The organism is Streptomyces sp. NPDC047315, assembly GCF_040643215.1.
GTDB lineage: Bacteria > Actinomycetota > Actinomycetes > Streptomycetales > Streptomycetaceae > Streptomyces.
Map to the genome: position 1 here is coordinate 107,666 of NZ_JBEYTZ010000013.1, position 20,966 is coordinate 128,631.

Consider the following 20,966-nt stretch of genomic DNA (forward strand, 5'->3'; position numbering starts at 1 on the left):
TCGCGCAGGACGACCACGGCGCGCGCCACACCGGGGCAGTCGGTGAGCGCCGCCTCGATCTCGCCGGGCTCCACCCGGTGCCCCCGAACCTTCACCTGGTCGTCGGCGCGGCCCAGGAACTCCAGTGCGCCGTCCGTCCGATGGCGCACGAGGTCGCCCGTGCGGTAGAGCCGCTCCCCCGCCGCGCCGAAGGGGTCGGCGACGAACCGCTCCGCCGTCTGTCCGGACCTGCCGAGGTAGCCGCGGGCCAGCCCGGGGCCGGCGAGGTACAACTCGCCCGGTACGCCGAGGGGGACGGGTCGCAGCCGGTCGTCGAGGACGTGGCAGCGGACGTTGTCCAGAGGGCGTCCGATGGGGAGCGAGGCGGCCGGGTCGTCGGCGCGTACCGTGTGCTGCACCGCCGCGAAGGTCGTCTCCGTCGGACCGTAGCTGTTGGTGAGCAGCACGCCCGGCGCCGCTTGCCGTACGCGCTCGGTGGCCTGCGGTGACATCCGCTCGCCACCGGTCCACACCTCGTGCACGCCGTCGAAGCAGCCGGGGTCCGCGGCGGCCAGCGCCTGGAACACGGCGGCCGTCAGCGCCACCCCGGTGATGCCGTGTGCCGCCACCGCGCCGGCGAACAGGTGCGGCTCGGGATGGCGTCGCCAGGGCGCGACGACGGCGCTGCCGCCGGTGAGGACGGGCACCCACAGTTCGAAGGTGGCGGGGTCGAAGGCGATGGAGGTGTGCATCAGGGTGCGTGCGGGGGCGCCGGTGGACCACCACCGGTCGGCCGCCAGGTTCACCACCGAGGCGTCGCTGATCCCGACCCCCTTGGGGGTGCCCGTCGATCCGGAGGTGTGCATCACGTAGGCGAGTTGAGCTGCGTGCCGGGGTCGGCGCCTTCGCGGTGCGCTTGCCGGCGCGTGGTCGTCGGCGAACACGACCGGGACCCGGGAGCTCTCGACCGCGTCGTGGTCGCGCAGTCGGGCGTGGGTCAGCAGCAGCACCGCGCCGACCCGCTCGGCCAGGGCGCTCACCCGGGCCGGGGCGTCGTCCGGGTCGAAGGGGACGTACGCGCCACCGGCCTTGAGGACGGCAAGGGCGGAGACGACGAGGTCCCGCGAGCGCTCTTGGAGCAGCGCCACCCGCGCCTCGGGGGTGACCCCCTCTTCCACGAGCCGGTCGGCGAGCGCCTCGGCCTGCTCGTCGAGTTCGCGGTAGGTGAGGGTGAGTTCGCCGTCGACGACGGCGACGGCTTCGGGGGTACGGGCGCGTTGTGCGGCGAAGGCGTCGGTGATCGCGAGGTCCGGGTCGTCGCGTCGGGCCCCGGTGCCATGGCGGGTGACCAGTGCGCGGGCGTCCGGGCCGAGCAAGTCGACGTCCACGATCCGGTGATCGGGGTCGGCCACCACCGCCCGCAACAGCCGGTCCACCATCGCTGCGAGCCGCTCGACGGTGGGGCGGTCGAACAGATCCGTGGCGTACTGCACGGCGGCCCGGCACCCCTCGGCGCCGTCGTCGACGAAGGCGAACGACAGGTCCGCCTTGGCGGCGCTGGCGTCGGGAAGGGTACGGGTGACGGTGAGCTCCCCGAGGCCGGGCAGGGGTGCGGGGGCGTTCTGCAGGGTGACCATCACCTGGAACAACGGATGGTGGCTCGATGACCTCGCCGGGTTGACCTCCTCCACGACCTGCTCGAACGGCACGTCCTGGTGCGCGAAGGCGGCGAGGTCCGCCTCCCGGGCGCGTGCGACCAACTCGACGAAGGTCGGGTCGCCCGCGGTGGACAGGCGCAGCACCACGGTGTTGACGAAGAAGCCCACGACGTCGTCCAGCGCCTCGTCGCCGCGGCCGGCGACGGGTGTGCCCACCGGAACGTCGTGTCCGGCGCCCAGCCGGCTCAGCAGGGCGGTGACCGCCGCGTGCAGCACCATGAACGGCGTTGCGCCGCAGCGGCGCGCCAGGGCCCTGATCCCGTTCCACGGCCCGGGGTCGATGGCGAAGGCCACCACGTCCGCGGCATGACTCGGTACGGCCGGACGGGGCCGGTCCGCGGGCAGTGGCAGCTCGCCCGGCAGGTCGGCGAGTGCGGACGCCCAGAAGGCAATGCCCTCGTCCGGTGCGTCGTCCGCGTCGCCGCCACCCCCGAGCGCCTGCTGCCACAGCGCGTAGTCCGCGTATTTGACGGCGAGCGGCTGCCACGGCGGCGCGTGCCCGGCAAGGCGGGCGCGGTAGGCGGTGTCGAGGTCGCGCAGCAGCGGGCCGAAGGACAGACCGTCCACGGCGACGTGGTGGAAGAGCAGCACGAGGCGATGGCGCTCGGGCGCGGTGCGCAGCAGCCACGTCCGCATCGGAGGTTCGCGGGTCAGGTCGAAGGCGTACCGCTGCGCCGCCTCGGTGTGGTGGGTCAGCTCCCGCTCGGTGACGTCACGGACCACGCCCCCGGGTCGGGAGGCGGGCCCGGCGAGGATCTCCTGGCGCGGTTCCCCGTCGTCGCCCGGAAGCACGGTCCGCAGCGGTTCGTGCCGTTGGACGAGGTCGATCAGGGCCGCGTCCAGGGCGGACCGGGACAGGGGGCCGGTCACGTCGAGGACGAGGGGGACGTTGTAGGTCGAGGAGTCGGGGTCCAGCCGGTTGAGGAACCACAGCCGGCGCTGAGCCGGGGACAGGGGGATGCGCGACGGTCGGTGCCCGCGGCGCAGGGGGGTCCGCCGTCGGCGGGCACTGGCGAGCTCTCCGGCGAGCGCGCGTACCGTCGGGTGTTCGAAGACGGTACGTGCGGGCAGGTCCCGGCCGAAGACCGAGCGGATCCGGTTGACCAGCCGCATCAGTGACAGGGAGTGTCCGCCGAGGGCGAAGAAGTCGTCGTCGGGGCCGATCCTCTCGGCGCCGAGCACGTCGGTGAACAGGGCGGCCAGCACCTGCTCGGCGCCTTCGGCGAGTACGGTTCCGCTGCCGTGGGCGGTGGCCTGCGGCAGGGCCCGGCGATCCACCTTGCCGCTGCTGGTGAGCGGCAGCTCTGCGAGGACGACGAAGACGGCCGGTACGAGGTGTGCGGGCAGCAACCGGCTGGTCCAGATGCGCAGTTCTTCGGGTGTCGTGGGGGGATCGTCCTGGCCGGTGCCCGGCTCGCACCCAGTCTGCGTCTGCGTCAGGGTCACGTAGGCCACCAGGCCCTGCTCGCGCGCGACCACGACGGCCCTGGACACCGCGGGATGACGGCTGACGACCGTCTCCACCTCTCCTGGTTCCACGCGGAAGCCACGGATCTTCAGCTGGTCGTCGGCCCGGCCGTGGAAGGTGAGCAGACCGTCGGCCGTCCACCGCACGAGGTCCCCGGTGCGGTACATGCGGCTGCCCGGAGGACCGAGGGGGTCGGCCACGAATCCCTGTGCGGTCGCGCCCGGGGCGCCGAGGTAGCCGCGCGCGAGTTGTGCCCCGCAGACGTACAGCTCCCCCGTGACGCCGACGGGCGTCGGATTGAGCCAGGCGTCCAGCACCCGTACGGAAATGTTCGAGCCGGGCCGTCCGATCGGGACGTCGGGCGCGGGGAGGTCGGCCGCCGCGGCGATCGAGTGGAGCACGCACCCGACGGTCGTCTCGGTGGGACCGTACTCGTTGTGGACGGTCGTGCCCGGCGTGCGCGCCAGCCACTTCTCGACCAGGTCCGTGGACAGCCGCTCACCACCGACCACCAGATCGCAGGGGTCGGCGAGCGCGGGGCCCGTGCCGTCCAGCAGCGCCAGATGCGTCGGGGTGACCTTCAGCAGGCTGTACCCGCCGTCGGGCGCGTGCGAGCCTTCCAACGGTCCGACGTCGATCCGGCCGCCGCTGACGAGCGGTGCGAAGACCGTGGTCACGGGCATGTCGAAAGTGATCGGCGAGTGCAGCAGCGTGCGACCGCCCGCACCGGGGTAGGACGCCACCGCCCACGCCACGTAGTGCGCGAGGGCACGGTGCTCGACCACGACCCCCTTGGGCGTGCCCGTGGATCCGGAGGTGTGGATCACGTACGCCGGCTGGCGGGGGTCGGGCGGTGCGAGCGGCGCCGACGTCGGCTCCGGCAGGTCCCGGTCCAGCAGCAGCGACTCGATCGGCAGTCGGTGCGCCAGTTCGGTGGTGGTCACCGCCAACGCCGACGCGGCGCCGTCGACGACGGCTGCGGTCCGTGCCGCGGGGTGGTCCACGTCGAGCGGCAGGTAGCCGGCGCCGGACTTCAGGATTGCCAGTACCGCCACGATCTGCTTCGCGCCGCGCGGCAGCAGGATCGCCACGTACCGTTCGGGACCTGCGCCCCGGTCCACGAGCGCCCGTGCCAGACGGTCCGTCCGCTCGTCCAGGGCCCGGTAGGTCAGCTCGTCGTCGTCCGCGCTGACGGCGACCGCGTCGGGCGTCCGCTGCGCCTGGGCCCTGAACGCCTCCACGACGGTGTCGTACGCCGGGCGGTTTCGGGGCCCGTCCTGGTGGCGGGCGATGCGGGCACGTGCGGAGGGTTCCAGCAGGTCGATGTCACCGAGCCGTACGGCGGGGTCGGCGACCGCCGCCGTCAGGACCTGGCGCAGCATCGTCACCACGCGCTCCGCGGTGGACCGGTCGTACATCTCGGTCGCGTACTCGACGCCTCCGGTCAGGGCGTCGTCCGTGGCGCGCAGCAGGAAGGACAAGTCGAACTTCGCGCGCCCGATCCCCGCGTCGCGCCGTTCGACGGTCAGTTCATCCAGTGCCGGCCGGGTCGCCGGGGCGTTCTGCAGGGTGAGCATCACCTGGAACAGCGGGTGGTGCGCCACGGACCTCGCCGGGTTGACCTCCTCCACGACCTGCTCGAACGGCACGTCCTGGTGCGCGAAGGCGGCGAGGTCCGCCTCCCGGGCGCGTGCGACCAACTCGACGAAGGTCGGGTCGCCCGCGGTGGACAGGCGCAGCACCACGGTGTTGACGAAGAAGCCGATCACGTCGTCGAGCCCGTCGTCCCCGCGCCCGGCGACGACGGTGCCGACCGGCACGTCGACCCCGGCGCCGAGCCGTGACAGCAGCGCGGCCACGGCGGCGTGCAGCACCATGAAGACGCTCGCCCCGTTGGCCCGAGCGAGGCCGCGCACCCCGTCCCACTGTTCGGCCGACAGGTCGAAGGGGACGACGTCACCGGTGAGGTCGGGTGCGGCGGGCCGCGGCCGATCGGTGTGCAGGGTCACCTCGTCGGGCAGGTCCGCCAGGGTCCGGCGCCAGAAGGCCAGTTGGTCGACGAGGCCGGACTCCCGGCCCGGGGCGTCCGCCAGCCGGCGACGTTGCGCCAGCGCCCAGTCCGCGTACTGGGTCGGCAGCGGTGACCAGCCGGGGGGCCGCCCGGCGAGGCGCGATCGGTACGCCGCGTTCAGGTCCCGCAGGAGGACGTCGAGGGACCAGCCGTCGAGGGCGATGTGGTGCAGGACGAGGACGAGGGTGCTGGTGTCGTCGTGCTCCGTCAAAAGCAGTGCGCGCCGGGGCGGTTCGACCGCCAGGTCGAACGGTGTCTCGACGCACGTCCGCACCGCTGCGGCGTGCTCGTCGACGGTGGCCGCCCGCACCTCCAGCCACGGCGGAGCCTCGTCCTGAATCTGCTGGTGGGGCTCGGATCCGGCGAGCGGATAGATCGTGCGCAGGACGTCGTGCCGCTGGACGACGTCCGTCAGGGCAGCGGTGAGGGCCGGGACGTCGAGGGCGCCCCGGACGTCGAGCACGACGGGCACGTGGTACTCGGCGGAGTCCGGCCGCAGTTGGTGCAGAAACCACAGCCGGCGCTGCCCCGGGGACAGCGGCAGCACGGCCGGGCGTTCATGGCGCTGCGGAGCGCTGTGTGCCGGTGCGGCGGTCCGGAGCCGTCGGGCGAGACCGGAGACGGTCGGTGACTCGAAGAAGGCCGCGAGGGCCACCTCGACGCCGAGCCGGCTGCGGATGCGGGACGCCAGCCGGGTGGCCAGCAGCGAGTGGCCCCCCAGGTCGAAGAAGTTGTCGTCGACCGAGACCCGCTCCACGCCCAGGACGTCCGCGAAGAGTTCGCACAGGGCCTCCTCGTCCTCGGTGCCCGGCGCGCGGCTCGCCACAGCGGCGGGTTCCGGAACGGGCAGCGCCTTGCGGTCGGTCTTGCCGTGGGGGGTGAGGGGGATGACGTCGAGTTCGACCACCACGGACGGCACCAGGTGGTCGGGGAGCTCCGCGGCGAGCGCGTCCCGCACGACGCGTGCGCCGCTGCCGCCCACCACGTAGCCGACGAGGCGCGGATGTCCCTCGGGGCCGGCTACCACGGACGCCACGGCGTCCGTCACCCCCTGTTGGGCGCGCAACGACGCCTCCACCTCGCCCAGTTCGATGCGGCGCCCCCGGATCTTGACCTGGGTGTCGCGACGGCCGAGGAACTCCAGGTGGCCGCCGGGCAGATAGCGCACGCGGTCGCCCGTGCGGTACATGCGCGTGCCGTCGGCCGCCCAGGGGTCGGCCACGAAGGTGCCAGCCGTCTTGGCGGGATCGTCCAGGTAGCCGCGGCCGACGCCGGTGCCGGCCACGTACAGGTCTGCGACCACTCCCACGGGTACGGGCTGGAGTTCGTCGCCGAGCACGTACAGCCGAGTGTTGCGGACGGCCCTGCCGATGGGGGCGGTGGTGCGCTGCGGCGGCCGGTCGATGACGGCGTGGGTGACGTCGTCGGAGCACTCGGTCGGGCCGTAGGCGTTGACGACCGGAATCTTCGGGAAGCGGGCGAGCCAGCGTCGGCACAGGTCACCTGGTAGTTCCTCGCCGGTGACGACCAGCCACCGCAAGTGCGGCAGCGACGGCACCGGGGTTCCGTCCTCCCACGTCTCCAGCGCGGCCCGCAGCAGCGAGGGCACCACTTCCAAAACGGTGACGTCCTCCTGTCGCGCCAGTTGGAACAGTCCGGGCGCGTCCGCCGCCAGCGCCTGGTCGACGGCGAGGGTGCGGCCTCCGACGAGGAGGGCGGTGATCATCTGCCACAGCGAGATGTCGAAGGTGAGGGGTGCGTTGAGGACGACGGTGTCCTCGGCGTCGAGCCGCAGGTCCGCCACCTTGGCCAACAGGTGGTTGTTCATTCCTCGGTGGTGCACCATCGCGCCCTTGGGGCGGCCGGTCGAGCCCGAGGTGAAGATGACGTACGCCAGTTGGTCGGCCGCCGGGGACGCGACGGACTCACGGTGCTGTGCGCCGGGCACGGCCCCGGCCGGCGCGGCGAGTTCCACCACGGCGACCGGGTCGGGCGCGTCACTGGCGACGGCCGCCGCCAGGTCCCCGTACCCCGGGTCGGCCAGCAGCCAGCGGGCACCCGCCTCGCCCACCAGGGCGGCCGACCGGCCGACGGGGGCGCCCGTCTCCAGCGGCAGGTAGGCGGCGCCGGCCGCGAGAACGCCCAGGAACGCGGTCACCGCCCAGCGGCCCCGGTCGGCCAGTACGCCGACCACGGACTCTTCGTGCGCGCCGAGGGCACGCAGCCGCCCGGACAGGTGGTCGACGTGCGCGAGCAGGTCTCGGTAGGTGAGGTCGCCGTCGTGGTCGGTGACGGCCACGGCGTCCGGTCGTTCGCCCGCCACGGACCGGACACGGGCCACCACGTCGTCCCAGGGCTGTGCTACGGCGGTCCGGTTCCAATCGTGCAGGATCTGCCGGTACTCGTCCTCGGTGAGGATGCGGACGTCCCCGATGCGGGTACCGGGGTCGGCGGCCACCGCCTCCAGCAGCCGGACGTAACGCTGGAGCAGGGCCTTCGCGGTGTCCGCCGCGAACACATCGCTGCGGTACTCCAGGCTGAGGGCGATCCCGTCGGCGGCGCCGTCGTCGGTGACGGTTTCCCGGGCGTTGAACGACAGGTCGAACTTGGCGGCGCCGGTGTGCACGGCCGTCAGGTCCAGCTCCAGACCGGCCGCGGACGGCGGCACACGTCGGGAGCTGTCCATGGCGAGCATGACCTGGAACAGGGGGTGGCGGGACGTCGAGCGGGCGGGCGCCAGCGCTTCCACCAACTGCTCGAACGGCAGGTCCTGATGGGCGTAGGCAGCGGTGTTGGCCTCGCGGACCCGGTGGAGGAGGACGCTGAACGCGGGGTTGCCGGAGGTGTCGGTGCGCAGCACCACCGTGTTGACGAACAGACCGACCAGGTCCTGGAGCGATTCGTGGCCGCGGCCCGCGACGGGTGCGCCGATGACGATGTCCTCACCGGCCCCCAGTCGGGTCAGCAGGGCGGCCAGGGCGGCCTGGAGCACCATGAAGGTGCTGCCGTCGGCGGACCGGGCGAGCCGGGCGAGCCGGGCGTGGAGTGCCGGATCGAGGTCCGTCGCGGTGACGGCAGCGGGTGCGGTGCCGGCGCCGACCGGGTGCGGGTGGTCGAAGGGCAGGTCGAGGTGGTCCGGGAGACCGGCCAGCTCCTCGGTCCAGAAGCCGGTCTGTCGGGCGACGAGGCTGTTCGGGTCGGCCTCGTCCCCGAGCAGCTGACGCTGCCAGGCCGTGTGATCGGCGTACTGCACGGGCAGCGGGGCGAGGGGGGAAGCGTCTCCGGCGCGCCGCCGTTCGTAGGCGGCGACGAGGTCGCGCATCAGCGGATGCAACGACTCGGCGTCCGCTGCTATGTGATGCAGCAGGAGCAGCAGCACGTGCCGCCTCGGGGCGACGGCGAACAGCACGGTGCGTAGGGGCGGTTCGGTGGACAGGTCGATGCAGTGGGCAGCGGCTGCGGCCACCTCGTCGCCCAGCCGCTCCTCGTCGACGGCGACGACGGTGAGCTCGGGGCGCGCGGCGGGCCCGGGAGTCAGGATCCGCTGCACGGGTACGCCGGCACGGTCCTCGTACAGGGTGCGCAGGGTCTCGTGGCGATCGGCGACGTCGCCGAGTGCCGCGGTGAGTGCACCCGGGTCGAGTTCCCCGTCCAGGGTGAGGACGAGCGGGATGTTGTACGCCGGGTTCGGCCCCTCCAGCCGGTGCAGGAACCAGAGCCTGCGCTGGGCGGGCGACAGCTCCGGCTCGGCGTCGCGGGGCAGGGGTACGGGGCCCTTGCGGACGAGGGCGTCCACGGCGCCGTCGGGTCCGTTCTCCCCGAGGCGCTCGGCCAGTTCACGGACGGTGGGGGCGAGGAAGACGGTGTCCATGCCGCAGCGGAAGCCGAGTTCGGCGCGGATCCGTAGGACCAGGCGGCCGGCCAACAGGGAGTGCCCGCCCAGTTCGAAGAAGCTCCGGTCGATCCCGACCGCGTCGACGTCGACGTCCAGGACCTCCGCGAAGAGGGTGCACAGCTTTTCCTCGCGGACCGTGCGGGGACCGGTGAGGGGCCGCTGGCCGGCGGCCGGCGCGTCGGGTGCCGGCAGTGCCGCCCGATCCACCTTGCCCTGCACGGTGACCGGCAGTGCGTCGAGGACGACGACCGCATGGGGGCGCATGGGCGCTGGCAGCACCCTCGTGAGGTGTGCGCGGACCGCGTCGACGTCGAGGGCACCGGGGTCATCGGGCACGAGGTAGGCCACCAGTCGTGGCTCCGGCGTGCCGTCGGTGCGCAGTTGGGCAACGGCCTGTCGGACACCCTCGAAGGACGACAGCGCGGACTCGACCTCCCCCAGCTCCACCCGGAAGCCGCGGATCTTGACCTGTTGGTCCAGGCGTCCGATGAATTCCAACTGGCCGTCGTGGCGCCATCGGACGCGGTCGCCCGTGCGGTACATGCGTGCACCGGACGACGAGAACGGACTCGCCACGAACCGTTCGGCGGTGAGCCCGGCCCGGTCGAGGTAGCCGCGGGCCAGCCCCGGTCCCGTCACGTACAGCTCTCCGGGAACTCCGGGCTGCACCGGTCGCAGGGCGTGGTCCAGGACGAGGACGCCGGCGGACGCGAAGGGCGTGCCGATCGGCACGGTCCCGTCGATGCCGGCGGTCAGCGGCGCGCTGGCGGTGCAGCAGGCGGTCGTCTCGGTGGGGCCGTAGCCGTTGAACAGGGCGCGGCCCGGTGCCCATCGGGCGACGAGTTCGGGCGAGCTGGCCTCACCGGCGAGGATGACGGTGGTGTCCTCGGGCACCGCGCCGTCGGGCAGGGCGGCGAGCAGCGCAGGCGGCAGGATGGCGTGGGTGATCCCGTGTTCGGTGACGAAGCCTGCGAACTCCGCCGTGGAGAGGTGGTGGGTGTCGGGTGCCAGGACGAGTGTCCCGCCGCTGAGCAGGGCCAGGACCAACTCCACGAAGGCGACGTCGAAGCTGATCGAGGCGAACTGGAGTACGCGCGTCCCCGGCTCGGCGGCGCAGAGCCGGTGTGCGGCCCGCGCCAGGGCCTCGACGCCCTCGTGGGTGACGGTGACGCCCTTGGGGCGTCCGGTGGAGCCGGAGGTGTAGAGCACGTAGGCCGCATTGCGCACGTCGAGCGGGGTCGGCAGCGCGCGCCCGCGGGTCGTGCGGTCGGGCGCCACGGCGAGCCGGCGGCGCACGTCGGGCGCGTCCAGGAGCACGGTGGGCACCCCTGCCTCGTCGGCCAGGTGCGCCGTCGCGGCCAGTGAACCCGCCGTGATCAGGCAGTTCGGCCGGGCGTCGGAGAGCAGGTGGGCGATCCGGTCCGCGGGGTACGTCGGATCGACGGGGAGGTAGGCGCCGCCGGCCCGCATCACGGCGAGCACGGCTGCCACGAGGTCGACGCTGCGGGGCAGGGCGACGGCGACGACGGCCTCGGGCCGCACGCCACGGGCCACCAGCAGGGCGGCCAGGGCGTCGACCCGGGCGTCGAGTTCCGCGTAACTGACGGATGACGTGCCGGCCAGCTCCACCGCCGGTCGGTCGCCGTGGCGCGCCACGGCGTCCGCGAAGAGGTCGGGGAAGGTGCGCGCGGGTGCGGGCGGCTGCGTCGGGCTGCCCCACTCCTTGAGGGCCCGTCGGTGCTCCGGAGCCACCGTGGACAAGTCGGCGACGGTGGCTCCGGGCCGGTCGAGCCCTGCGGCGACTTCCCCGACGAGGTGGACGAACGCCTGGTGGTGACCGGTGAGCTCGTCTTCGGTGTACAGGCGCAGGTCGGCGTCGAGGTCGACGTCGAGCCCGCCGTCGGAGCGCCGGTACGCGCTGAAGTTGACGTCGTTGATGTGACGTGCCGACATGTTCCGGGAGGTCACCAGGTGCGCTGCGCCGAGGCGCGCGCCGTAGTGGAACGGGATGACGTTCACCGCGGGGCCGAGGACGGACCGGGTCATGCCTCGTTCCGCCAGCTCGCGGCGGAGCCGATCGCCGGGATAGCGCTGGTGGGCCAGTGCCGCCGTGATCTCGTCGTCCATGTGGCCCAACAGGTCCCTGACGGGGGTCCCGGGACGGATCGACAGCCGGAGCGGCAGCACGTTGACCACGGGGCCCGCCGCTTCCTTCGCCGGCTTCGTCGTCCGGGCGGTGACGGGCAGGCCGAGCACGATGTCGTCGGCCCCGGACTGCCGGTGGACCAGCACCGCGGCAGCGGCGAACAGGATGCGCGACGTTCGGGCTCCGTGGTGCCGGCGCGCCCGGTCGAGCGCGCTGAGGGCGTGTTGCGGCAGGGCGGCGCGCCGCCGTACGGGCACGGGCCAGCCCACCGGGGGCTCGCCGGCCAGCCGTCCGGGCTCGGGCAGGTCGGCGAAGCGGTCCCACCAGTACGCCCGGTCCTGCAGGAACTCGGGCGAGCGGGCGTAGTGCTCGCAGTCGTCGACGAGGGAGCGAACCGATGTGATCCGGCAGGGGGGCACGGCCGTACCGGCGACGAGCGCGTTGTAGACCTCGGCGAAGCGCTCGTTGAGCAGGGCGAAGCTGACGCCGTCGATGACGATGTGGTGGTAGCCCTGGTACCAGAGGTGGGTGTCGTCGGCCACCTGGAAGACCGCGTAGGAGAACAGTCGGTCGACGGCCAGGTCGATCGGCCGGGCGAGGTCTTCGCGGATACGGGCTTCGGCGGCGGCCCGGGGGTCCGGAAGGGACCTCAGGTCGACCCAAGTGGGCTGCCAGGGGGTTGCGTCGCCGATGACCTGGCGGGGTCCGTCGGCGGTCTCGCTGAACGTGGCCCGTAGGGAGTCCACGTCCGTCACGACCTGGCGCAGGGCCTCCTCGAAGGGGGCGCGGTCGAGCGCGCCCTTGATCTCCGCACATTCGGCCACCCGGTAGACCGGGGTGTGGGGGTCCGCCCGGCAGGCCACCCAGATGGCGTGCTGGGTCGGTGTCAGGGGCATCGGTGTCGCGGCGTCGGTGTGGGGGAGATTCACAACAATCCCTCGGTTCCCTGGGGCGCGGGCAGGCCGTGGCCCTGCGTGTCGGTGACGGCGGGCGCGGGCGCCGGGGCCGGTCTCGTGGATCTCGCCGGGCTCGCCCGATCCACGGGACGGACGCCTATGGCTCGTCGCGGGGTACGGCCCGCACCGGCATCGACGTCACCCCGGCTACGAAGTTGGAGGCGAGATGGCGTACGTCACCGGCCGGCTCGATCCGTTCGATCGTCGTGAAGATCCGCTCGAAGAGCATGCGCAGCGAGATCCGGGCCAGCGCGCCGCCGACGCAGTAGTGGGGGCCGAAGCCGAAGGCGACATGTCGATTGGGCCTGCGTTCGATGTCGAAGACGTAAGGGTCGGTGAAGACGTCCTCGTCGCGGTTGGCCGAGCCCAGCCAGGCGGCCACCGCTTGGCCCGCGCGGATGCGCTGTCCGCCGAGGTCGACGTCGCGGGTGGCGTAGCGCATGAAGTGGCTGGCCGGCGACGACCAGCGCAGCCCCTCCTCGATGCATCCGGCGAGCAGGGAGGGATCCGCGGCGGCTTCGGCGTAGGCGGTCGGGTGGTCCATCAGTGCCTGGACGAGGCCGGTGATGGTGTGCGGCGTGGTGACGTTGGCGCCGAGGATGAGGCTGTAGCAGTTGTAGACGATCGTCTCGTGGTCCAGAGGGCTGCCGTCCAGGCGGGTCGTCATCAGCTGCCCGATGAGGTCGTCCGTGGGGGTCGTGCCGCGGGCGGAGAGTTGGTGCGAGAAGTACTCGAAGAGTTCGTGGTGTGCCGAGACCAACGTGAGGGGGGCGGATCCCTCCTGGAAGTCCGCGTCCTCCGGTGCGACCGCCATCGTGGTGAGCTTCGCCAGTCGGGGCCAGTCTGCTTCGGGCAGGCCCATGAACGTCCCGATGAAGTCCATCGGGAAGTCCATCGCGGCAGCGGCGAGATCGGTTGGCTCGCCGGTCAGCAGGGGGGCGAGCAGTCGGTCGATCGGTTTGAGCAGCGCATCGCGCCGGGCTTCGACCGCCTTCATGGACAGCACCCGGTTGAGCGACTCCCGCAGAACGCCGTGGCGCGGCGGGTCGGTCGCCGCCATCATCCTGCCGCCCGCGGGGTCTCCCGTGTCCAGGGCGGTCAGCAGCGTTCCGCGCTCCGACGTGAAGTCCTCGTGGTCGCGCAGGACGCGACAGACGTCGGCGTACCGCACCACGGACCAGAACCGTCGGCCGTCGGCCAGTTCCTGCCGGTGTACGGGTGCCTGCTGCCGCAGCGCGCGCCACACCGCGTGAGGGCGTCCTTCGCTGTAGAGCCGTGCGTCCCACAGGTCGATCCGATCGAGGTCCACCGGCGGGTGGGGTTCGCCGGGTGAGAGCCTCATCGGGACCGCTCCTCGATCAGCGCCGCCAGCCCCGCCACCGTGGGGCCGAGGTAGAAGTCGCGCGGAGTGATCGTCACTCCGTACTCGGCGGCGATGTCCGCGGTCATCCGCATGCCGAGCAGGGAGTAGCCGCCCAGGGCGATGAAGTCGTCCTCGACCCCGATCCGGTCGACTCCCAGGAGGTCGGACCACAGTCCGGTGAGCTGAGCTTCCAGCGGGGTGCGCGGCGCGAGGTAGTCGGTGAAGAGTTCGGGACGTTCCCGGGAGCCGAGCGCGACGAGGGCGGCACGGTCGACCTTGCCGTTGTCCGTCAGGGGCAGTTCGTCGACGACCCGGTAGGACGCGGGTCGCGCGTAGTCGGGAAGTGCCTCGGCCACGTCCTTGCGCAGCTTGAGCACGGACACCGTCCGGCCCCGGTGCGGTACGACGAAGGCGGTGAGCCGAGGCGTCCCGCTGCTGTCGGGCCGGGGCACCACGGCAGCCGCACGCACGGCCGGTCGGCCCGCCAGGACGGCCTCCACCTCGCCGGGCTCCACCCGAAATCCGTTGATCTTGACCTGTCGGTCGATGCGCCCCAAGAACTCGATCACGCCGTCCCCACCGACCCGCACCCGGTCACCGGTGCGGTACATCCGGCCACCGGGCGTCGGGCTCCACGGATCGCACACGAACCGTTGCGCGGTCGGTCCGGGAGCGCCCGCGTATCCGCGGGCCAGCCCGGTCCCCGTCACGTACAGCTCGCCCTGCGCGGACGGTGTGAGCCCTTCGTCCAGGATCCGCACGTCACTGCCCGTGATCGGTCGTCCGATGGGCACCGGGCCGGACGCACCGGGGCTGATCTGATGGCAACAGCTGAAGGTCGTGTTCTCCGTCGGTCCGTAGCCGTTGACGAGCCGTAGGCCGGGCACCCGTGCCAGGGCGTCCGCGGCGTGCCGCGGGGGCACCACGTCTCCGCCGACGAACAACCGCCGTACCTGCACGAGCCGGTCAATGTGCAGGTCGACAATCTGTTGGAAGAGGCCGGAAGTCAGCCAGAGGGTGGTGATCCGCTGGTCGTGGATGAAGCCGGCGAGTTCGGCCAGGGACGGGTCGCCCGCCGGGTGCACCACCAGTTCGGCCCCGCCCAGCAACGCCGGCCAGATCTCGAAGGTGGACGCGTCGAACGCCACGGGCGCGAACTGCAGATAGCGGTCATGGGGGTCGAGGGGAGCACAGGTGCGGTCGCGTGCCAGGCGCAGCACCCCCTCGTGAGGGACCGCGACGCCGCGCGGCGTGCCGGTGGAGCCCGAGGTGAACGCGACGTAGGCGAGGTTTCCGCCCGCCATGCGCATCGCTCGGGAGGTGTCCGTCGCCGGGCCCGGCGGATCGCACTCGGTGAGCACCTCGGCGCACTCGTCCAGGATCAGCCGCACGCCGGCGGAGCGCAGCGCGGTGGCGCGCCATGCCGCCGGCTGTCGGGGGTCGACCGGCACGTAGGCGGCGCCGGCCCGCAGGATGCCGACCAGGGTCACGACGAGGTCGGTGGAGCGTCGTGCGAGGACGCCAACCGTCGACTCCGCACCGATCCCGAGGTCCCACAGCCGCTTCGCGACCTCGTCGGCCCGCACGTCCAACTGCGCGTAGGTCACTGCGTGATCACCGCCGCGTACGGCGACCTTGTGCGGGGTGGCCGCGATCCGCCCGGCCAGAGCCTCGTGGATCGTGTTCATCTGGCCGCGTCCCGCTGAACGTCGTGGGACAGCTCGGCCATCAGCGCGAGGGGTGCCTGGAGGAAGGTGTGGTGCGAGCCGCGTAGGGTGAGGAAGCGGACGTCCTCGGAGTAGTGGCGCCAGCCGTCCATCAGCTCGGGCCGCACCTCCTGATCCTGGTCCCAGCCGATCACGGTGACGCCACAGGGCAGCTCCACGGGTTCGGGTATCCGGTACTGCTTGTGCGCGGCTATGTCGGCCTTCATGACCGACAGGCCCAGATCGAGCATCTCCGGCATCGGCTCTCCGCCCATCGACCGTGTCAGTTCGGCGAGTTCGGTGGTCAGCGCCTCGTCGTCCATGGCGAGGAAACGTCCGTAGGGCGGCTCGTGCGGTGCCAGCTGCGATGACACGAAGAGCCGCTGCGGCACGGGCAGGCCGACCTCGGCGAGTCGACGGGCCACCGCGAAGCCGGCGAGGGCCGAGCTGCAGTGCCCGAAGAACGCGAACGGCCGGTCCAGATGGGGTTCCAGTACGGGGACCAGTTGTTCGGCGAGGGCGTCAAAGGTGTCGTAGTGGGCCTCGGCGAGCCGGTTCTCCCGACCCGGCGGTTGGATCGGGCACACCTCCGCGGGGCCTGCCCAGTGCGGCCAACGCGCATACATGGAGGCTCCGACGCCGGAGTACGGGAAACAGAAGATTCGATGCGTCGCCGTCTCCTGAGGGCGACGGAGCAACCATGCTCCACGGAATCGGTCGGCTGTGATTGGTGACATGGCCCCCGTCAGACTTCGTCCAGCCGCCGGCCCGGGGTCGGCAACCCCGTACCGCAGCATCCCAGATCTTCCTCGATCTTCCTCGGCATGCATCGTGGCAAGTGCCGCTGCCGTTCCGGTTTCGTTTCCCTTTCGCGGGACCGCGGTAGTCGAAAGACCCGTCCGCAAGGCGGTGAGCAGGACGAACTGGGCCGTCCGAGCTCAGCACATGCGCACGGCGGAACTCGCGTCGCGCCGAGCGGAGGCATTCGCACCGGTCACCGCGCCCGCACCACCGTGGACTTTGACGATGCGGTCCTGGAGACTCCACAACTCCTCGGCCGCCTCCCGTTCGGTCACCGACGCGTCGCACTCAGCGGCTTCCCTGGCGTACGCAGCCGCGAGGCCGTACATCCGAAACAGCGCGGAGTCCCCGTGGACGACGCTCAGGAGCCCACCGTCCACGAGGCGTTCCAGCGCATCGACGATGTCGGAGGGGGGTAGCGCGGTGACAGCACTCGCGGAGTGCGCCGAGAAGACGCTGACACCGGACATTCCGATCACTCGGTACAGTCGCTGGTCATCGTCGTTGAGGCGACCATAGGCGGGGGCGAAGCAGCGGCGGACGCTGAGTGCGTCCCAGGTCAGCTCGGTCATGAGGCCAGGTCGCAGAGCCATCCGCGCAGCGAGATCGGCGAAGCGCCAGTGGGGCCTGGCCGCGAGCCTCGCCGCAGCGACCCGGAGCGCGAGCGGCAGGTAGTGGCACAAGCGGGCGACTTCCCGTGCCGCGGTCGGCTCACAGCCCACCCTCGCAGCGCCCACCACGCGCTCGAAGAGCGTCAGGGCTTGACGCTGGTTCATCTCGGCCAGCTCCACGCGGGCCGTGACGGGCAAGGCGGTGAGCCGTGACCTGCTGGTGATCAGAACTGCGCTTTCCGCGTTTCCGGGCAGGAGATGGTGCAACTGGGCTTCGTCGGCCGCGTCGTCCAGCACGATGAGAACTCGCCGGTCCTTCAAGCTGTCCCGGAAGCGGGTGGCCATCGCTCCGACGTCCTGCTGCAACCACGAGGCGGGGCAGGCCGTCGTGCTGAGCATCCGAGCGAGCGCCACCCGGGGGTCCGCGGGCCTCTCGGTGCTGCCCCCCAGGTCGACGTAGAACTGCCCGTCCGGAAACAGGGAGCGAAGTCGGTGCGCCACGTGGACGGCGACCGCCGTCTTCCCCACTCCTCCGTGCCCGGTGACCACGGCGAAGGTCGTGGTGGAGGGGTCGGGCACCGTCATGGCGTCCAGCACGGCTGCCACGGCCCGGCGTGGTACGAAGTCCGCCGTGGCAGCCGGAAGTTGAAAGGGGAAACTCCACTCCCGGCGGGCGGGCGGCGCGACCTGCGCAGCAGCGGCCGGCGGCGCAGCGGGGCGGTGATCTCCCGGGTCGTGCGCCAGGATGGAGCGATGCAGGTTCCTCAGGTCCGACGTGGGGTCCGCCCCGAGCTCGTCGGCCAGCCTTGACCGCAGGTCGGCATAGACGGCGAGGGCCTCCGCAGACCGGTTCGACCGGTGCAGGGCCGTCATGAGGTGTCCGTGCAACGTCTCACGCAGCGGATGTCTTTCGACCAACGGCTTCAGCGTGCTGACCACCCAGGAGCACGCTCCCATCGCCAAACGCACCTCGGCCTGCTGCTCCAGGGCCGTCAGCCGCAGCTCCGTCAGCCTCTCGGCCTCGGCGGAAACGCAGTCCCCCGCCGTGACGTCGGTGAACGCCTCCCCTTCCCACAGGGCCAATGCACGGTCGAGCCTGTCGGCGGCCTTGTCGAGGAAGCCCTTCTCCCGTTCCCGTACGCCAGCTGCCAGAAGCATCTCGAATTGGTTGGCGTCCACCTCGGACGGCGCCAGCCGGTAGGCACCCGACTCGGTCAGCATCACTTCCCCCTCTCTCCCCGGACCGGCAAGAGAGCGGAACAGCGATCTCAGGCGCGAAACTCTGACGTGCACCGCGTTAATGCGTTTTACCGGTGCGTCAGCAGGCCACACCGATTCAACAAGATGGTCGACCGAGACCACATTTCCGACATGGGCCAGCAATTCGGCCAGGAATGCCCTGTCCTTTCGCCCTGGCAGCGTCGCCAATTCGCCTTGCTCGTTCGCAACCCTCAACGACCCCAGAACGTAGAATCTCATTCCATAATCGTCACACGGCGCGGCCCGCCCGCGAACTCATTACTAGCGCAATCATGCCAACCGCTGCTCCGCGCCAAACGCAGTCAGCACGACGAGCGAGCGATGGACGCCTCCCGGAACACCAATTATCACGCGGAAATTACATCCGACGCATCAGACCTGATCGAAGCACGCAGAGAGTGGCGACGCGCCAAAGCACCCCGTTCAATACTCCTGTCCCCTGCTGCTTCGCTCGCCCCTTCATTCCTCCAAGACATGCCCACCTGCTCCCAGCCGGCAAACCCGCGACTCCCGGCAGTCGGAAGTCATTCCAACATGCCTCGATGTCACCGCAGTCGGGCGAATCAGACGCATCGATGCTCCACCTCAGCAGACAGCGCTTGCCATGACGGTGCGCCATCGGACTGCCCTACCGGTTGCCGAACTCAGCAGCCGCCCGCTCAAGACGCTCGACGGGATGCCCGCCACGGTAAGCGGTTCCCTCTCGGATGGATTCGCGGTCATTCCTGTGGGCGTGGGTCCACCGCGCTCGCGCCGTGCTCGGCGACTTCGGTCCAGAAGGCGACGGCCAGCTCCTCGAACCGCAGGCCGAAGGCGAGGGAGGCGGCCTGCGGCGTCTCGAAGCGCAGGCCGTCGCCGGCGGTGACGGGGTCGGCGGGCTCCGGGGTGCAGGCGGACGCGAGCACCTTCTCGTACTCCGCTAGCTGGCGGCGGTGGGCCGCCAGTTGGTCCACGGCGAGGCGGTGCACCTGAGCCGCGCCGGAGGAACCGTCCTGCTGGAAGTAGAGGCGCAGCAGGCCCTCGTCGCGGACGTCGGTGGTGTGTTCGGCGGGGCCGGTGAGCCACTGGGCGAGCGTGTCCCGGCCGGCCTGGGTCAGCGACAGCGTGCGCCGCCTGCGACCGGCCCCCTCCCGGTCCTCGGTGACCAGCCCGTGGCGCACGAGGCGGGCGGCCTCCGCGTAGATCTGGGACCGGGGGAAGGCCCAGAAGTGTCCGATGCTCTGCTGGATCGCGCGGTCGAGTGCGTACGGAGTGGTGGAGCCCGACTGTTCGAGGAGGCCGAGCACGACGAAGGCGCTGGCGGAGAACGTTGGCATGGCATCTCCCGGTCTGGACGGTCTGAACCTCGGCGTTGCACGCCCGATTTCGACGTCGGAGTATCGAAGACCGTACAGGCTGCACGTTCCAACCGGTGATCGGAGCCATCGATGGCCACGGCAATCCGCAATCCCTATCTGTCGGGCAACTTCGCCCCCGTATCGGAGGAGGTGAGCGTCGACGACCTGCCGGTGACCGGCGCCCTGCCGCCCGAGCTGAACGGCCGCTACCTGCGGATCGGTCCCAATCCCCGGGGGAGCGACGAAACCGGCCCGGGCCACCACTGGTTCGTCGGGCAGGGCATGGTGCACGGCGTGCGGCTGCGCGACGGGCGGGCAGAGTGGTACCGCAACCGGTTCGTCGACGGCGGCGATCCCGCGAACTCGCCCAACACGAACGTCCTCGCCCACGGGGGACGGCTCCTCGCGCTCGTCGAGGGCGGCGGGACGCCGGTGGCGATCTCCCCCGACCTGGCCAGGATGTCGACCTGGGACTCCGAAGGAGCTTTGAGCCGCGGCTTCACCGCCCATCCGAAGATCGATCCGGCCACCGGCGAGATGCACTCCATCAGCTATCGGATCAGCCCCGGCGCGGAAAACCTGCGTTACGCCGTCATGGACGCCACCGGGAAGGTGACGCACACCGCTGATCTGCCCGTTCCCGGGGTGCCCATGGTCCACGACATGGCGATGACGGCCACCCGGATCGTGGTGCTCGACCTTCCGGTGACCCTGTCGACGCAGGCCGTCGACCGGCTGGCGGCGGGAGCGCCGCAGAGCGGCGACGCCCTTCCGATGCGCTGGGACGAGGGGCATCCGTCGCGGGTGGGGGTGCTGCCGCGGGGCGGCACGGCGGAGCAGATCAGGTGGTTCGACGCGCCGCGCGCCTACGTGTTCCACGTCCTCAACGCGTACGACGCACCGGACGGCTCGATCGTCATGGACGTGGTCCGCTACGACACGGTGTTCCGCGACGCGTTCCGCGGTCCCGCCGACGGGCTGCCCGCCCTTGCCCGGTGGACGATCGCTCCGCACCGGGGCACCGTCTCCGAGCAGGTCATGTCCGACTACGGCGTCGAATGGCCCCGGATCAACCAGGATCGGGCGGGACGCCCCCACCGCTACGGCTGGCTCGGGGGTGTCGGGCCGCAGAGCCTGCGGCTGTCCGACGACGTCAGCCGGGACCGCGGCGGCGCCTTCGAACCCGGTCCGCTGGTCAAGTTCGACACCGTGACCGGCGAGGTCACGGCCCACCACTTCGGAGCCGGCCGGGTGACACAGGAGCCGGTGTTCGTGGCACGGCCGGGGGCCGAGAGGGAGGAGGACGGCTGGATCCTGTCGGTGGTCTACGACGGCAACACCGACCGCAGCGAGCTGGTGGTGCTCGACGCCGCCGACGTCGGGGCCGCCCCGCTCGCACGCGTGCACCTGCCGCGCCGCGTCCCCTTCGGATTCCACGGCAACTGGGTCCGTGACGACGAACTCGGCGCTCAGCCGGGCGAGGGCTGAGCGGTCGTGGGCTGAGCGGTTGTGGGCTCTGCATCGACGCTGGCGAACCTCGCCGGAAATTCGATGCAGTGCGGGGCGAACCTCCCTCCGGGAAAACCCATCTGAGATGGCGTCAAGCGCTGTGCTGCGAGAGGGCACCGGTCCGCATCCGGGCAGCTCACCGTGCA

7 protein-coding genes (1 of these 7 cut by a window edge) are annotated in these 20,966 nt (G+C 71.7%); 1 reads left to right on the top strand and 6 read right to left on the bottom strand.

All coding sequences use genetic code 11. The annotated features are described in order from the left end of the window. The 6 genes from ABZ842_RS17565 to ABZ842_RS17590 form a co-directional block, all read right to left on the bottom strand. Nucleotides 1-12,173 carry the 5' portion of an amino acid adenylation domain-containing protein gene (locus tag ABZ842_RS17565; RefSeq protein WP_361537575.1) on the bottom strand. 1,936 nt of this gene lie to the left of the window's left edge, so only the first 12,173 of its 14,109 coding nucleotides appear in the window; its start codon is at nucleotides 12,171-12,173; the stop codon falls past the left edge of the window. 157 nt (nucleotides 12,174-12,330) lie between these two features. Further along, nucleotides 12,331-13,575: a cytochrome P450 gene (locus ABZ842_RS17570; protein ID WP_361537576.1), complete on the bottom strand. Its 1,245-nt coding sequence runs from the start codon at nucleotides 13,573-13,575 to the stop codon at nucleotides 12,331-12,333. Next, the gene (locus ABZ842_RS17575; RefSeq protein ID WP_361537577.1) at nucleotides 13,572-15,284 is read right to left on the bottom strand and encodes a non-ribosomal peptide synthetase; all 1,713 of its coding nucleotides are present in this window, start codon (nucleotides 15,282-15,284) and stop codon (nucleotides 13,572-13,574) included. The genes ABZ842_RS17570 and ABZ842_RS17575 overlap by 4 nt, the downstream gene beginning before the upstream one ends. Next, entirely contained in the window at nucleotides 15,281-16,039 is a 759-nt protein-coding gene (locus ABZ842_RS17580) for a thioesterase domain-containing protein (RefSeq protein WP_361537578.1), read from the bottom strand. Before ABZ842_RS17580 ends, ABZ842_RS17575 begins: the two co-directional genes overlap by 4 nt. Before the next feature lie 201 nt (nucleotides 16,040-16,240). After that, nucleotides 16,241-18,193, bottom strand: coding sequence for a BTAD domain-containing putative transcriptional regulator (locus tag ABZ842_RS17585; protein WP_361537579.1), 1,953 nt, complete (start codon nucleotides 18,191-18,193; stop codon nucleotides 16,241-16,243). 500 nt (nucleotides 18,194-18,693) lie between these two features. Beyond that, nucleotides 18,694-19,290 (bottom strand): helix-turn-helix transcriptional regulator, encoded by a 597-nt coding sequence (locus ABZ842_RS17590; RefSeq protein ID WP_361537580.1) that lies wholly within the window; start codon nucleotides 19,288-19,290, stop codon nucleotides 18,694-18,696. A 111-nt stretch (nucleotides 19,291-19,401) separates the two neighbouring features. Between ABZ842_RS17590 and ABZ842_RS17595 the strand changes: the two genes are divergently transcribed. After that, nucleotides 19,402-20,799: a carotenoid oxygenase family protein gene (locus ABZ842_RS17595; RefSeq protein ID WP_361537581.1), complete on the top strand. Its 1,398-nt coding sequence runs from the start codon at nucleotides 19,402-19,404 to the stop codon at nucleotides 20,797-20,799. The last annotated feature ends 167 nt before the right edge of the window (nucleotides 20,800-20,966 follow it).